At 55.1% G+C, this 12,827-nt stretch carries 18 protein-coding genes and 2 pseudogenes; 9 read left to right on the top strand and 11 right to left on the bottom strand.

All coding sequences use genetic code 11. The features are described from left to right. Positions 1-39: 39 nt before the first annotated feature. From V6S97_RS21100 to V6S97_RS21085, 4 genes are all read right to left on the bottom strand, one after another. On the bottom strand, positions 40-222 hold the full coding sequence (locus V6S97_RS21100; RefSeq protein WP_060727472.1) for a hypothetical protein: 183 nt from the start codon (positions 220-222) through the stop codon (positions 40-42). A 245-nt stretch (positions 223-467) separates the two neighbouring features. After that, positions 468-695: a hypothetical protein gene (locus V6S97_RS21095; RefSeq protein WP_307008621.1), complete on the bottom strand. Its 228-nt coding sequence runs from the start codon at positions 693-695 to the stop codon at positions 468-470. A gap of 119 nt (positions 696-814) precedes the next feature. Further along, positions 815-1,588, bottom strand: a complete 774-nt coding sequence (locus tag V6S97_RS21090) for a Crp/Fnr family transcriptional regulator (RefSeq protein ID WP_334427688.1) — start codon at positions 1,586-1,588, stop codon at positions 815-817. Positions 1,589-1,603: 15 nt separating this feature from the next. Further along, positions 1,604-1,963: a hypothetical protein gene (locus tag V6S97_RS21085; RefSeq protein ID WP_183229512.1), complete on the bottom strand. Its 360-nt coding sequence runs from the start codon at positions 1,961-1,963 to the stop codon at positions 1,604-1,606. Positions 1,964-2,205: 242 nt separating this feature from the next. Between V6S97_RS21085 and V6S97_RS21080 the strand changes: the two genes are divergently transcribed. Beyond that, positions 2,206-2,346 (top strand): hypothetical protein, encoded by a 141-nt coding sequence (locus V6S97_RS21080; RefSeq protein ID WP_334427687.1) that lies wholly within the window; start codon positions 2,206-2,208, stop codon positions 2,344-2,346. A gap of 134 nt (positions 2,347-2,480) precedes the next feature. Here V6S97_RS21080 and V6S97_RS21075 read toward each other — a convergent pair whose 3' ends face one another. Further along, positions 2,481-2,819, bottom strand: a complete 339-nt coding sequence (locus V6S97_RS21075) for a hypothetical protein (protein WP_080865408.1) — start codon at positions 2,817-2,819, stop codon at positions 2,481-2,483. Between the two features lie 170 nt (positions 2,820-2,989). Continuing rightward, the gene (locus tag V6S97_RS21070; protein WP_244555428.1) at positions 2,990-3,688 is read right to left on the bottom strand and encodes a uracil-DNA glycosylase family protein; all 699 of its coding nucleotides are present in this window, start codon (positions 3,686-3,688) and stop codon (positions 2,990-2,992) included. A gap of 128 nt (positions 3,689-3,816) precedes the next feature. Between V6S97_RS21070 and V6S97_RS21065 the strand changes: the two genes are divergently transcribed. Continuing rightward, positions 3,817-4,563 carry a Crp/Fnr family transcriptional regulator gene (locus tag V6S97_RS21065; protein WP_307008616.1) on the top strand — a complete coding sequence of 249 codons (747 nt, stop codon included), beginning with the start codon at positions 3,817-3,819 and terminating at the stop codon, positions 4,561-4,563. Here V6S97_RS21065 and V6S97_RS21060 read toward each other — a convergent pair. Together V6S97_RS21060 and V6S97_RS21055 are read right to left on the bottom strand one after the other, a co-directional pair. Continuing rightward, positions 4,546-4,785 carry a DUF6894 family protein gene (locus V6S97_RS21060; protein ID WP_031233226.1) on the bottom strand — a complete coding sequence of 80 codons (240 nt, stop codon included), beginning with the start codon at positions 4,783-4,785 and terminating at the stop codon, positions 4,546-4,548. The two genes, V6S97_RS21065 and V6S97_RS21060, sit on opposite strands and share 18 nt — an antisense overlap. Before the next feature lie 55 nt (positions 4,786-4,840). Next, positions 4,841-5,029, bottom strand: a complete 189-nt coding sequence (locus V6S97_RS21055) for a hypothetical protein (RefSeq protein WP_020808120.1) — start codon at positions 5,027-5,029, stop codon at positions 4,841-4,843. 146 nt (positions 5,030-5,175) lie between these two features. Between V6S97_RS21055 and V6S97_RS21050 the strand changes: the two genes are divergently transcribed. The 4 genes and pseudogenes from V6S97_RS21050 (at position 5,176) to V6S97_RS21035 (ending at position 6,254) form a co-directional block, all read left to right on the top strand. Beyond that, positions 5,176-5,379 carry a hypothetical protein gene (locus V6S97_RS21050; RefSeq protein ID WP_307008614.1) on the top strand — a complete coding sequence of 68 codons (204 nt, stop codon included), beginning with the start codon at positions 5,176-5,178 and terminating at the stop codon, positions 5,377-5,379. A 42-nt stretch (positions 5,380-5,421) separates the two neighbouring features. Further along, positions 5,422-5,606: pseudogene (locus V6S97_RS21045) on the top strand (hypothetical protein); the annotation flags it as partial. Between the two features lie 56 nt (positions 5,607-5,662). Next, complete coding sequence (locus V6S97_RS21040; protein WP_307008612.1) at positions 5,663-5,917, top strand: DUF3175 domain-containing protein; 255 nt, start codon at positions 5,663-5,665, stop codon at positions 5,915-5,917. Between the two features lie 157 nt (positions 5,918-6,074). Beyond that, on the top strand, positions 6,075-6,254 hold the full coding sequence (locus V6S97_RS21035; protein WP_077998741.1) for a hypothetical protein: 180 nt from the start codon (positions 6,075-6,077) through the stop codon (positions 6,252-6,254). An 813-nt stretch (positions 6,255-7,067) separates the two neighbouring features. On the opposite strand, the gene V6S97_RS21030 is transcribed toward V6S97_RS21035, so the two are convergent. Then, positions 7,068-7,907 carry a substrate-binding domain-containing protein gene (locus V6S97_RS21030; RefSeq protein ID WP_334427738.1) on the bottom strand — a complete coding sequence of 280 codons (840 nt, stop codon included), beginning with the start codon at positions 7,905-7,907 and terminating at the stop codon, positions 7,068-7,070. Here V6S97_RS21030 and V6S97_RS21025 point away from each other — a divergent pair. Both V6S97_RS21025 and V6S97_RS21020 read left to right on the top strand, forming a co-directional pair. Beyond that, positions 7,797-8,190, top strand: a pseudogene (locus tag V6S97_RS21025) (DDE-type integrase/transposase/recombinase). The gene V6S97_RS21030 and the pseudogene V6S97_RS21025 overlap by 111 nt on opposite strands. A 282-nt stretch (positions 8,191-8,472) precedes the next feature. Beyond that, the gene (locus tag V6S97_RS21020; RefSeq protein WP_080865411.1) at positions 8,473-8,778 is read left to right on the top strand and encodes an NIPSNAP family protein; all 306 of its coding nucleotides are present in this window, start codon (positions 8,473-8,475) and stop codon (positions 8,776-8,778) included. Between the two features lie 372 nt (positions 8,779-9,150). Here the strand turns inward: V6S97_RS21020 and V6S97_RS21015 are convergent, their stop codons facing one another. Continuing rightward, the gene (locus V6S97_RS21015) at positions 9,151-9,645 is read right to left on the bottom strand and encodes a ferritin-like domain-containing protein (RefSeq protein ID WP_307008610.1); all 495 of its coding nucleotides are present in this window, start codon (positions 9,643-9,645) and stop codon (positions 9,151-9,153) included. A gap of 573 nt (positions 9,646-10,218) precedes the next feature. Then, a complete protein-coding gene (locus tag V6S97_RS21010) occupies positions 10,219-11,220 on the bottom strand; it encodes an IS30 family transposase (protein WP_307008608.1) in 1,002 nt (333 codons plus the stop codon). 421 nt (positions 11,221-11,641) lie between these two features. Here V6S97_RS21010 and V6S97_RS21005 point away from each other — a divergent pair, with 421 nt between their 5' ends. Beyond that, a complete protein-coding gene (locus V6S97_RS21005) occupies positions 11,642-12,745 on the top strand; it encodes a DUF4037 domain-containing protein (RefSeq protein WP_334427686.1) in 1,104 nt (367 codons plus the stop codon). Positions 12,746-12,827: the final 82 nt, after the last annotated feature.

Raw genomic sequence — 12,827 nt, 5'->3', positions numbered from 1 at the left:
TGGTAACAACCAAGCCACCTGCCGGGAACAGGCGGGCGCTTACCTGTCCTGGTGGTGGCCCTGATGCGTCGTGTTTATCTTGATGTTTGCCTGTCTGCCCGTCCGGGTTGAAGCATTCTGTTCCTTGACAGGTGAGGTATCGTCCGTGCTCAGACGGTCATTGTCACCGGAACCTTGCTGGCTACGGTTGCTTTCGGGAATGGGCAGTGTTTTCCTGGTCATGTTACACCTCGTCGGGCATGAGTGCCGTAGAGCGAACCAAACCGTACTTTCTCATCTTTGTTCCCGTTGCCACCACGTTTCATCGCACGGACGAGTAATCCCACGTGGGGACCAAGGTGCAGGAATGGGACAACGTTCCACCTACCGGCGTGGCGAGATGCTGGATCATCCGAGACCGGGGGAGCTTCCTTTTGGAAGAATCAAGACCGTAACCAAGGCGCCATGCCAGGCGCAATTCCTGGGTGTCAGCCCACACGCAACTTGGTTCGAAAATAGAGAGCGGCCAATTGCTGAAGTTTTAACGGATTGACAACACCGCGATCGTACATTTTCAGGACATAGCGAGCGACGTCTGCCCGGCTTAACGCAGGGTCGCGTTCCCCAGACACTACAGCCTCGTAGGCTGTCTTAACGATATCGATGTCTTTATCCAGAAAAATCCCGGAACTTTTGTACTCGTGATTGGCGTACATTTCACCTCCTTGAAACGCGATCCGCATTTCACAGTGTGAGGGATGATGCATCCATTCTACAGGGAAACCACCAAAGATAAATGTCGAAAGCGTACAAACGACTGCGGTGTTTGTGCGGCCTACCGAATCCCGTCGCTCCCAACAGCCGTCAGCTCGTCAAGCGGGGATCGGAGCGGTAAAAAGCGGGCGAGCACGCGATTGTTTTCCTCCTCAGGCATGCCATAGAGGTCACCGGCATAATTTTCCAGCGTTTCGCGGTTCCTGATCGTAATTTTTCCCCTTTCGGAGCGAATGAACCCATGGCTTTCGAGAACGTGAAGGGCGTCTGTCACGCTCGCTCGTCTAACTGCCAGCATAGTCGACAAAAAATCGTGTGTCAGTCGCAGCTGGTTGCCCTCCAACCTGTCGTGGCACATCAGTAGCCAGCGGGCGAGGCGCTCCGTTACGGACTGGGTGGCATTGGAAGAGGCCGTGCATTCGACCTGCGTTCTCGAAATGTGCAGGGCGCGGACCAGAATCTCGGAGAATATCCGATGTTTTGCAAGAAGCGCGTCAAACGAGCCGATGTCCATGAAAAGTGCTTCGCCCGGGGCCTGCACCACGATCTCGGTCAGGTTTGTTTCCGCACCCGCCGCAGCTCCTGTCGGCACAAAACCTTCTCTCCCGACGATCCCTGCTTCGATTTTACGCCCCGATTTTGTCACCACCACGATGGAGGCGATGCCGGATGACAGGAAGAAGATACGCTCGATCGGCGCGCCAGCGGATATCAGCACATCGCCCAAGACAAGCTTTATCGGGTTACAGGTCCCCATGACCTCGCGCCTGATGTCATCGGGTAAAAGAGAAAGCAGAATATTTTCATCATTATGGCTCTGCAGTCGCTCCAGCATGAGATGCGCCTCGCTCTAATGTCTGATGCCCCCTCCTTGCGCTATCAAAGCGGAGACAATGTTCTCGATGTCCTCCGAACGTCCGGAGAGGACAAAAGGTCCCGGCTCCCTGTCGATAAGCGTCTCCGGCACGAAAAAAAGATAAGGAATGGCTTCGCCATCCAATTGTTCTGTGAGACGCAGCAAAACGTCTGCCTCGTACCGGACGTCGATAATCGCAGCGACAAATTTCAGAGCCGTTTTCCCCTCTATAAAGCTGGCCGAGTACGGCCCTTCCAAGCCGATCTGGGCGTGAAACCAAGCCATCCTGATTTCCGACGTAACAGTGTCTGTCATGCCGATGATTGCGATGGTGAGCCGTTTAACAGTCCGCATGCTTTACTCCTCGCATACCGTCCGCATGCGTGCGCCGTTCTACGTACCATAACGCGTGAACAAGCTGATTTCAGCCCGGTAACCGAATTTATCAAATATGCGCAAAAGGGAATGCCTCGGCATCAGGAATCGATTCCTGAAGATAAAACGTCTTGGCCTCATCCCTTAGCCATTGCCGTTTCCGTTGCGGAACAATTGCGGATGGATGGGGTTAGGGCGCGGTGCCCATGAGGAGGTATCCGATGCAGGCCAAAAATGACGATCTGGCTAACGCGCCGAAGGAAGGCATCAGACCCGAGCAGGACCTGAACCGACCGATGAGCGAAAGGCTCGATTCAAAATTCTCAGCCATCGGCATAGATGACGGCGATTTTCGCTGGTGAAAGCGCACATGGCAGACCATGATGATCTATGGACTTGTGATATTTGCACTGGCTGCCGCGATTGCGCTTTATTTCCTGATTGGAATGCATCCTGGCCGCGCCGCGCGAAGCGGCGCGGGGCGCTGCCTTTCAGTCTAGGCCTTACCCTTTGCCGGGTTGAGTCCGCCAATTGATGATGGAAAGGTGATTTCTCCTCTTCTGCGCCGCAAGGGAACATCCACCTGATAAGGCACAGCTACCACCGGTTGCGGCGAGGTGCGGAACCGGCTGGGTGCCACAGCATCGGTCACAGCCAGATAGTTGGCTGTAGCAAAACGTTGCGTCTCCTCGGCCGGGAGCATATCGCTATCCAGCAACTTTGCCGCGGCCAAGGCCAGGTGACGGCTGGGGTAAACGCCCCTTATCGCCTCTGAGATGACAACCGCCCAACCGTTTTCATGCGCCGTGATCTGGTATTCGAGTTTCTTGTCCATGTGTTCAAACCTCCCTGTTTGGGAGCACCTAACCAAGATGGGAAAAGCTTGTTCCTGATTGCCAAGGCGAATGCCGCAGACCGGCTGCGCCAGGTGGTCTCAGCACGCATTTCCTCAATTCTGCGCAGGTCGGCTATGAAGGCGCGCTGCTGTGATGCGCTTGCTTATGGTCACGAAGGCGCAGCAGAAAGGAAGGATGTGTCGTGACGAAAAGACGTATGCCGCCTGGCGTCAAACGGACATGTCCGCGGTCCTTCGTCACCCCGCTTGTGCGTCCGGTGAGTGCATAGAGAGCGTTCGCGCCACTCGCCACGATAAGGTCCAGATCGAGAAGGGACAGCTCCCGCTCTCAACCACCAGACGCAGCTTAGCACTTCGCCGCCGTTTGGATGGTCATGCGACCGACGCTTGCCACGCTGTTCGAATCTGAAGTGTTTTACGGCGTTGATGACATAACATTGCGAACGATCGACAACCAGACATTCCTCAGGCAGACGGCCTGCTGGACCGACGAACGGCCTGCCTTTCAGATTTTCTTCATTGCCGGGCTGTTCTCCCACCAGAACCACGCGCTCCCTTGTGTCGGCCTCGCCAAAAACCAATTGGGTGGCGTGACGATAAAGGTTACTTCTTTGACAGCTTTCCGCTTCGCCGCGCAAGGCACGGAGTGAGGACGCATCCGCGCGCTCGGGCTGAAAGGCAGGTGGGACGGCTTCTTCCCGTGGTTCTGGCCAAGGTGTTTTCTTCCGTCGGTGTGCCCATTGGCTCCGATTTCCGCGACGGTGCCGAGAGACATACCGAATGACCGGGTTTCGGTTTATGGCGCTGTCTCGAACATGGGCCGAAATTGCGAATATTGGCCATTTCATGATGCAGGGTCGTCCCCTTCTCCAAATTTGTACGGTAACGTACTCACTGTTTTCATTCGATTTTCCGCTGCTAATATGACGGCTGCAGGTTGATGTTTCGAGCAAAGGGGCGAACCGGGCGAACCGCTATGCTTGGATCAAATTTTGTTGTTTATAACCGATTGTTGAAAACACTCGGCACAGAACGGCTGTTGCAGCTTGTCTCCCGGATGGAGCCGGTGAATCTGCAGGCCGGATATCAGCTGGTTGCGACTGGCATGCCCATTTCCCATTTCTGTTTTATCGAAACCGGTCTTGCATCGACAATTGTTCACGATGAGGGCGGCAAAAGAATTGAAACCGTGCTTGTCGGGCGCGAGGGTGTCACCGGCTGGCCCGCGCTTCTGGGTGCGGAAACCACACCGGATGAAACTGTGATGAGGGTGGGTGGTCGGGGCCTCCTGATCCCGGTTATCGAACTAATGCGTCAGATGGAAGGGGACACGCACCTGCGTGAGCTGTTGCTGGGCTACGTTAATATCTGCATGCTACAGGTAGGCCAGCTTGTCCTGGCAAATGGACAATATAGTTTACGGGAAAGGCTCGCGCGCTGGTTGCTGATGTGCCGTGACCGACTCGACACCGATGATCTGCCGATTACCCATGAATTCCTCTCCTCGGTTCTTGGAGTACGCCGACCGGGCGTTACCAACGAATTGCACGTTCTCGAAGGCATTCATGCGATTCGTGCCAGCCGCGGGAACGTCCGGATCATCAATCGCAGCATATTGGAAGACGTCGCCGACACAACCTACGGCGTACCCGAGAAAGAATATGAAAAACTAATGGCTCGTATACGGACGGATGTTGTGGCCCCGTCAGTGATTTCTGTCTAGGGCGTCGACGAAGCGGACTACTTTCAGCACCTCCTGCTCTATATTCCGTATGATGATGCATCCCTCGGAGATGTCACGCCCTTGCAGGATTGCCTCGCTCATCAGGGCGCGGGCATCTTTAAGCGCCTCTTCAATTGCCCGGTCGAGCGAAGACAGATCGCTCCCCTCCAGATCATCAAGGACGCTTTTGCCGCTGATCACGGTGAAGAAAAATCTTGGCATGGCGGTCTTCCCAAGAAAAGACATGCTCGCCGCTGGCGCTCGGCGCGGCTTGTCCTCATCCAAACTGTCGCAAATACTGGGCCTGTTTCTCAAGCCGGGTAGCAAGTTCGGAAATGCTCATATTCGTCGCGCATAAATGAATCGCACATTCCAGGAATTGCAGGGACGAACGCCTGAGAAAGTCCTGCTGCTGCTCATAGGCTATTCTGGCGATGCGATCGGATTTGCTGGATTTGTCCGTCATCTTCTGTTCCTCGGATTGAATTTTCTCACGCGCCTAACCCGGGGAGCGCGCAATTGTTTCGAAAAAAGTTCCCCTGCTGTCGTTGTCTCGCGGAACATCGTCGCCTCAGATCGGTTGGGTAAGTCGAAACTCAATCGGAGGCAGTGATGACCAGTAATTCTCCACGAGATGGCACTCCCGGCACCACCGACCAGTCGCCCCGCTGGGAGGGGCCAAAGGAAAACCGGCCAAGAGGCTACATGAAACCCACCGACGACCCCGAGCACGATCGGGATGCTGTTGGGGAGAACCTCAACGACCCCCGCAAAAAACGTATTTCTGACGCGATGAAGACGCGCGACGACCAGTAATCCGGCAGGTTATCGACGCCACCCGGTAACAAGAGAAAACAGGCCACGTCCACAAAAACGTCGGCCAGCACCCGTCAGGGAGGGCCGGACGCATCACATGAAAACGCGAAGGCGCCTTTGGAAACCAAAAACCCCGCTGGGGACATGACGAGCGTTCGAAGAGCAGGGTTTCCGGGGGAGGTGGTGAGCGTGACAGTCACCACACCCATGACCCCGACCGAAATTAATGATCCGCCAGCAAGAACGATGAAAAAGGTGAAAAAGGAAAAGATCGTCGCAAAAGGTGACCAGGGAAAGCAATGCGCTTGATCTCGAGAAAGAGGTGTTCACGAAAAGTGAGCCCTCGCAGATCGCACGGCCTCTAAAAGACTCCGCAGACCAATCTTACAGCCGCAAGGCCAATCCGTTCCGATCTGCAATGTCAATGCGGTGTCAACCGGGCTGGCCGGGTGCTGCCAGAAAGACCCAACGTTGTGCTGAAAGACGCGAAGGGGAAGCTTCGCAAGGAGTGAGGCAAACAACGGCAGCGCGCACTTGATTTGTCTTCGTTGCGAGGCCTGCGAACCTGCCTTTTGAACTATTCATCGTTCCTCACGAAATATTAAATCTCGGAACTCCTCTCGTGCCGATTGGTTGGGTTAGGGCATGCCACAGGGCACGCAAGTGACAAATCACCAATATGAGGAGTACATATCATGGCAAATCAAGGTGGTACGCACGAACAGCACGTGAAGGCCGGTCAGCAGAGCCACAAGAACAGCGACAATCGTTCGAAGTCGGCGTCGGCCTCCAACAATAGCGATAATGGTAAAACCCGAGGCGGCACACACGAGCAGCATGTAAAGGCGGGTCAGCAGAGTCACAAAAATTCCTGATGCCAGAAAAATGGGAAATCCCCGCGCGTATCGCGGGGATTTCTTTGTTCTGTTCCCCATGAAACAGGAAAGTTACATGGCCGCTTGCCCGCAGCTCTCTTGACGTAGCGACTTCGCAAGGCCGCAAAGCGCTTCTCCCGCTCCTCGCAGAATTCGGAGATTTTCGCTTAAAGTGACGTGATGCATGATCGCGTCTGGCCATGCTCCATTGGGTCTGAGGCCTTTTTGGGCGCCGTTCAGTGATAAAATGATTTGCTATAACAATATTTCAAGTGATGGTGAGTTATAGAAAAGGTGGCTATACCTCACGCAATGGAACTGGCAGTCGACAATTGGCTCAAACCTCATACGCCGGACGCGCGTCGATCTCGTTAGTAAATGACGGCACCTTTGTCTTGATCATGCCATCTGTGCGGAATAACCATCTCATTGCGGAGATTGGGGACGCGCCCCCGGCTGTTATGATCCCAACAGACCGGTCGCCAGTCTCCGCAGTCCAATTTTAAATGTTCGGTAGCTGGTCGCGCTTCAAGACTCCTTTTGGCACAAGCGGTGGTCGTCGGGAGGATACTGACCTTTGCTAAATTCGCCTTCATTGACACCAAACATCTCAAGCATCACCCCACGCCATTCAAGAGTTTTTCAGCTTGATCACTGGTAAGAATGCGGATGACGAGCCGACATACAACCAGCCTTCGCCAGAACCTCCTTGAGCGACTGTTACCTCTGGAGCGTGGGCAACGCTCGCACCAGAGTATCGGGTCCAGCTGTTTCGCATGATGGGAGAGTGTTACGATCCTGACGTCGGGGCTGCTATGCCGATTTCCTCACTATCAGCGTGCCCGGCAGCGTCACCGTTTCGAGTTCGATCGTTCCCTTGATCATCTTGAGGATCACGTCAACCATTTCGTTGCGCGGCTGTTCATAGGTCGTGAGACCATAGGCAAACGATCCGCTCAATTCGTAATTGTCAAAGCCGACGACGGCGATCTCTTCCGGTACTCTAAGGCCGAATTTTCCGCGGATTTCGTCCAAGGCTCCGATTGCCAGAATATCGTTCTCACACATCAGCACATCGACGCGATCTTGCGCTGCGGTCTCGGACAGATAGCGCCTGACAGATACGGCCCCGGCTTCGGCGCTGTATTTCTCGGCGGACAGAAGGGCGATTTCCGTTATTCCCTTCTGCGCCCAGAACTCGGTGAAGTGGTGGCGACGCCGCAATGCCGTTGACAGCGCCGCAGCTCCGCTCATGAAGCCGGGCCGTTTGTAGCCCTTCGCATGGAGATGATCGACGATCTCCCTCAACGGAAGTTCCGCGTCGCAGACGACGGCGGGAACGCCCTCGATCTGGCTGTCGCACGCAAGTACGAACATCGGGGGTATTCCGTTGCTGTGCTGCAGATCGGTTAGGGTCTCATCGCAAAACGCCGTACCGAAGAGCACGATTGCATCTACCTGCCGCTGGTCGGCATGGAGCAGCGCGTTCGCATGGTAGAAATGGTTGTTGATGTTGATGAGCATCACCACCAGTCCCGCAGCCTGAAGTTTCTCCGTCAGTGCTTCCAGGAACGGCAGTTTCTGCGCATTCGAGAAGTCGTCAATGAAGACGGCAACCTGTCCGGTGGTGTTGGTGGCGAGACTGCGGGCCAGCAGGTTAGGGGTGTAATTCAGAGCCGCCGCATTCCGGGCGTCGAACATCGATCACACAAGGGCCTGAACAATCGCGCGGAGAATTCTCACGTGCCGCTTCGAAAACGAGAGCGGATGACGCAGGGCTTCCGTTCCGTCGGCGGCTTGCAATGTTTTATCCCGGTCTTCTCAGCAGTCAGAAATCTTCGTGCCGCCACATCAGAAACGCTCAGCCCTGGCCACCCACATTCATCACATCCGCGCAATGGCGCATTGGAAAGTCGTGACCGGCGCAACTGCGTAAGCTCATCGGCAAACGCCTTGTCGGGGATTAAGCGAACAACGTGACATCGCCCTTCCTCGCCCTGATGACCTGCAGCCTGTCATAATATCGTGTCTATTCGGTATTGTATCAAAGTGGTTTCTGGTCAAGCTCCTGCGATATCGAAGAGGTGTGTGGTTAACGATAAACCGACAGCCTTGGGTATACTTTTTGATTTCCAGCTTGCTATTGACAGGCAACAGAACGAGAAGCGGGAAGGCTGGGCGTACCCAGCCCAAATACGTCATCGAAGGACACTCTTGATTGATCACCTGTTACCTCAAATACGTCATTGATCCCTACAAACTTTCCGAGTTCGAGGAATATGCACGGCTCTGGATCCCGATCGTCAACCGGATGGGCGGGACGCATCATGGATACTTCCTGCCGAGCGAGGGTGCCAACAACATCGCGCTGGCTCTCTTCAGCTTCCCAAGTCTTGCGGCCTACGAGGACTATCGGATCGGAATGGCGACTGACCCCGAGTGCGTCGCAGCTTACGAGCTGGACAAGCGCAACCGTAGCATCCTCAGCTACGAGCGATCCTTCATGCGCCCGTTGCGAGGCTAGCAGAGACGGCAGCGACGCCGGTCGGGCCGGAGGTTAGAGATAGCGCAGGTGTTTCAATCCTGTCCGATCGGCAACGATCCTACTTGGGTTTTCGGCCAGAGTCGTGCCTGGTGCCTCTGGCGAGCCCGTTACGTTTTTTCGGTTTGGAAAAAAGATTGTTGCCCACCAAGAGAAGCGGCAGCGCGGGCATTGCCGGACTATGACGCAAGGCCGACCACCCCGAAGGTAGGACGCCGGAAGATCGGGCAGACGTCGGCTCGAGAAGTCAGGAGGCACGCGAGGAAGGACAGCCTCAAGGCTTGCACCGCCTAGATGCTGGAACACACAAAGTCTCCCCAAAAGCGGGGAGACCGTCGCAAGTACTTCCACAATTCAGGCAGCCTTCCTGGCGGCCGGGGTTTTATTGATGGCTGTCACTGCAAGGTTGGTCAGCTTGTTGTTCGTCGCTTTCTCCTGATCAAGGATTTCGCTCAGAAGTTTGTGTGCTTCATCGTGACCGAGGTCCTTGGCCCATTCGCGCAACGAACCGTAGCGGGCGATTTCGTAATGTTCAACCGCCTGGCACGCGGCAAGAAGGCCAGCGTCAAGTGCAGTTCCTTCTGCCTCTTCCATGAGACCTTCTGCTTCCTTGATCAAGCCTTCAATAGCGTCGCATTTTTCACCGGAGGCCTTTTTGCCAATGGATTTGAAAACCTGATCGAGTTTCTTGATCTGCTCCTTTGTTTCCGCAAGGTGATCTTCGGCCGCTCTCTTCAACTCGGCGTTCTTGGCGGCCTTCGCGACTTTGGGCAACGCTTTGGTTATCGCGTTCTCGGCATAATAGACGTCATGCAATGTGTGTTCAAAAATGTCCGCAAGCGTTTTCATGGGGTTCCTCCGATTGTTGACTACCCTGGGGGACAAATGCGCAATTGCTGCCTTGGTTCCCTGCAGCCCCGGTAATGGCAGACGGCACGGACAGTCACATCCGCCGTCCACTCCGTTCCCGGGATGTCTCTAATGTGCATTTTTCCCGGTTCGCATGACGGTTTCGAAAAGCAAGCCATCGGACCGACGTATGTCCCTGCTCGGAGGAAAGCTTTGATGGAACCGATGTCAGGGCAAACGCATTTTCGGGTCGTAAGGAGGCTCACGATGCGAGAGGACAAGACCGGGCAATATACCGTCGAGCAACTGCAGCAGGAGTACGCTGTCAGCTTGGCCAAGGCAGTCGAAGTCCTGGATCGGTACGGTGGTGACAGGGCAATAATTGAAAAACTTTTGAAGAGATGTCCGCATAGGAATGACGAAGCTGACCACTAAAGATTCGCTGGGCCGAATGCCGACCTTTTTCTTGCGTGGGCTCGCGACGCACTGGGAGACCCGCGGCTCCGCGCGCTGCCAATTTTTTTGTGGAGAATCTTCCCCAAGTGCATCATGCCTGTTTTACAGGGTAGGGGATTAGACCTCCTCCTGCAAATGGGCCATAAACGCTTCGGCCGGCGTCCTGTAGCCCAGGCACTTTCTCGGCTGGTTGTTGAGGATACGTGCGACCTGGTTCAACGTTGCCTGCGACATCTGGCTGAGGTCCGTGTTCGACGGCAGGAAGCGGCGGATGCGCTTGTTGGCGTTTTCCACCGCACCTTTTTGCCAGGGCGCGCTTGGATCACAGAACCAGCTTCGTGCGCCGATACCATCTTCCAAAGCCCGGAATGCCGCAAACTCTGTGCCGCGATCGAACGTAAAGCTTTGACGTGCGCAGGCGGGCAGGCTGGAGAATGCACGCACGATCCTGTCCATGATCGGTCGCGAATGTCGGCTCGGGTTCTTGATCAGAACAGTATAGCGGCTTTTGCGTTCGACAAGTGACGTCACATTGGCATGGCCAAACGGACGCTCGAATATGATGAGGTCACCCTCCCAGTGCCCGAACCGCGATCTGTCTCCAATAAAATCAGGCCTTTGCGATATGCGATGGCTTGCTGGAAAAGCACCATCGCGCGGTTTTCTGGAGCGGAGAGGACGACGCTTGCGGCGCGCTTCCGGCAGGTATTGATAGAGGCCGAGCGCATAATCTTCCTTGCTGTAAATGAACCGGTAGATCGTTTCGGCGGACACGCGAACAGGGCTTATTCCCTCCGACAGCAGACGCCCGGCGATCTGCTCGGGAGACCATCGAGCCTTGAGTTGACGGATGACGTCGGCTCGCAGATCCGGATGGCGTCGCAGCTTGCGCAAGCGTCTTCGTCGCTCGCGGGTCAGTTGATCAGCGATCGTCCCGAAGTAACCGGTGTACTGGGGAAGCTCACGGTCATGGAAGGTGTTGCGACGGATTTCGCGATAGATGGTTGACCTATGGCGTCCGAGCCGGCGGGCCATCTCATTGATAGTGACTTTCTGATCAACGAGACGATGAAGAAGGCGACGATCGGCGAGGGTCAATTGCGAATAGCATCCGGACATGCGAAAATCTCCAAAGTGAAGCCATTGAAATCACTGGCATGTCGCACTTGGAAATAGAATGTACCCCCGTTACACACATTGTGGCAGCAAGGTTGGAATGTCGCGCATTGCGCAAAGTTAAAATGTCCCCTGTCGCTCTTTCAGCCCGTGAGAAGTGCGACACTGGCTCAAACAATCAGCCCCCGACCGGACCGGCTGGGCCGGGTTGCAAGGGTAGGGAGGGGGCGGGTGATGAAGCTCCTCTTCGGCTTTAGCTTCCTCAGTCACTATTGCTGCTTTGCGCCAACAGGAGACGTTGCGGCTGTCGCAAAACTCCCTATTCTGCAACGTCGCGGAAAGCATGAAAACAAGTGCCGCTTTAATTGGAACTTTTGCGACAAACCCCAGCCCATCGCATGAGACGCCTAGATAGAGTTATTTAATGACCAAAGGCATTGGTATCGGCCTGTCACAACGCTTCTACGAAAGCCACGTTGCACCCGTACTCAGAGAACATTTCCCCGATCTGCCTCATGCCGCATGCAGGATAGGGTGGGGTTCTGAGGTTCTTGGTTATGACACCAGCCTTTCAGCAGATCATGATTACGGGCCATGCGTTCAAATCTTTCTGGCAGAAAATAGCTTTCCTTCGACGGCTCAAGCTATCATGAATCGTTTCAGCGAGGACCTACCCGCAACCTTTGAAGGCTGGCCGGTTCGCTTTCCACGGAATGTGCGCCCGCCAAAGGCGCATCCCGAACTTGGATTGCTAGGCTCAGACCATGGTGTCGAGCTTTATACGCTCTCTGCCTGGTGCAAACAGTTCTTGAGGCGAGAGTTTGAGACCGCTCTTACAGTGCGCGACTGGCTATCTTACCCAGAGCAATTCTTCTTGCTTGTGACAGCGGGCGCAGTATTTCGAGATGATTTGGGCGAACTCACCGCGTTGAGAGATCGGCTGACCTACTTCCCGCGCGACGTGTGGCTTTACAAGCTCGCCGCTCAGTGGGGTCGTATCGCCGAGGAACGGGCTTACGTGGGCCGAACGGGAGATGTGGGCGACGAGATCGGCTCTCGCATAATTGCAAGTCGTATGGTCGAAAACATCATGCGACTTGGCATGCTGATCGAGCGCCGATATGCGCCCTATCCTAAGTGGTTCGGTACGGCCTTTGCCCGTTTAGACTGCGCCGCCGATCTGACACCGCTTCTTGAGCGGGTATTATCGGCACGGAACTGGCAGGACCGTGAGGCTGCCCTCCTTGGGGCATGCCGATTCATGGCCGAACTACAGGTTAGGAGGAACATACCCGGTGCTATCGCTCCAATCGCCGGATCCCTTCACGGTCGCCCATACCGGTTCATTGATTCACTGAAAATCGGAAAAGCGCTCCGAGCCGCGATAGCGGATGATGATGTGCGGTCGCTCCCTGAATGTGGGGCGGCTGACCAGTTTATCAGCAGCAACTATGTTCTCGCTGCTCCCGACTGTACGAGGGCGGCGGCAACTGCTTTGTTGAAAATGGGGTCCGGGAACATGAGCTGACGGACGTGGAACATTCTTTCTGTCGCGGAAATCCTAACTTTCGCGGCAGATCGGCCACCGCTGAAATCAAAAGGGAATTTCT

This window comes from Agrobacterium sp. CCNWLW155 (assembly GCF_036888815.1).
GTDB classification, from domain to species: domain Bacteria; phylum Pseudomonadota; class Alphaproteobacteria; order Rhizobiales; family Rhizobiaceae; genus Agrobacterium; species Agrobacterium radiobacter.
This window is presented reverse-complemented; position numbering and strand designations above follow the sequence as displayed.

What these genes read in the sequence shown, in the direction of transcription:
- V6S97_RS21005 (WP_334427686.1), top strand. Translation starts at nt 11,642, where the DNA reads ATGACCAAAGGCATTGGTATCGGCCTGTCACAACGCTTCTACGAAAGC.
- V6S97_RS21070 (WP_244555428.1), bottom strand. Translation starts at nt 3,688, where the DNA reads ATGAAATGGCCAATATTCGCAATTTCGGCCCATGTTCGAGACAGCGCC.
- V6S97_RS21095 (WP_307008621.1), bottom strand. Translation starts at nt 695, where the DNA reads ATGTACGCCAATCACGAGTACAAAAGTTCCGGGATTTTTCTGGATAAA.
- V6S97_RS21050 (WP_307008614.1), top strand. Translation starts at nt 5,176, where the DNA reads ATGACCAGTAATTCTCCACGAGATGGCACTCCCGGCACCACCGACCAG.
- V6S97_RS21035 (WP_077998741.1), top strand. Translation starts at nt 6,075, where the DNA reads ATGGCAAATCAAGGTGGTACGCACGAACAGCACGTGAAGGCCGGTCAG.
- V6S97_RS21055 (WP_020808120.1), bottom strand. Translation starts at nt 5,029, where the DNA reads ATGACGGACAAATCCAGCAAATCCGATCGCATCGCCAGAATAGCCTAT.
- V6S97_RS21080 (WP_334427687.1), top strand. Translation starts at nt 2,206, where the DNA reads ATGCAGGCCAAAAATGACGATCTGGCTAACGCGCCGAAGGAAGGCATC.
- V6S97_RS21090 (WP_334427688.1), bottom strand. Translation starts at nt 1,588, where the DNA reads ATGCTGGAGCGACTGCAGAGCCATAATGATGAAAATATTCTGCTTTCT.
- V6S97_RS21065 (WP_307008616.1), top strand. Translation starts at nt 3,817, where the DNA reads ATGCTTGGATCAAATTTTGTTGTTTATAACCGATTGTTGAAAACACTC.
- V6S97_RS21015 (WP_307008610.1), bottom strand. Translation starts at nt 9,645, where the DNA reads ATGAAAACGCTTGCGGACATTTTTGAACACACATTGCATGACGTCTAT.
- V6S97_RS21060 (WP_031233226.1), bottom strand. Translation starts at nt 4,785, where the DNA reads ATGCCAAGATTTTTCTTCACCGTGATCAGCGGCAAAAGCGTCCTTGAT.
- V6S97_RS21085 (WP_183229512.1), bottom strand. Translation starts at nt 1,963, where the DNA reads ATGCGGACTGTTAAACGGCTCACCATCGCAATCATCGGCATGACAGAC.
- V6S97_RS21100 (WP_060727472.1), bottom strand. Translation starts at nt 222, where the DNA reads ATGACCAGGAAAACACTGCCCATTCCCGAAAGCAACCGTAGCCAGCAA.
- V6S97_RS21075 (WP_080865408.1), bottom strand. Translation starts at nt 2,819, where the DNA reads ATGGACAAGAAACTCGAATACCAGATCACGGCGCATGAAAACGGTTGG.
- V6S97_RS21010 (WP_307008608.1), bottom strand. Translation starts at nt 11,220, where the DNA reads ATGTCCGGATGCTATTCGCAATTGACCCTCGCCGATCGTCGCCTTCTT.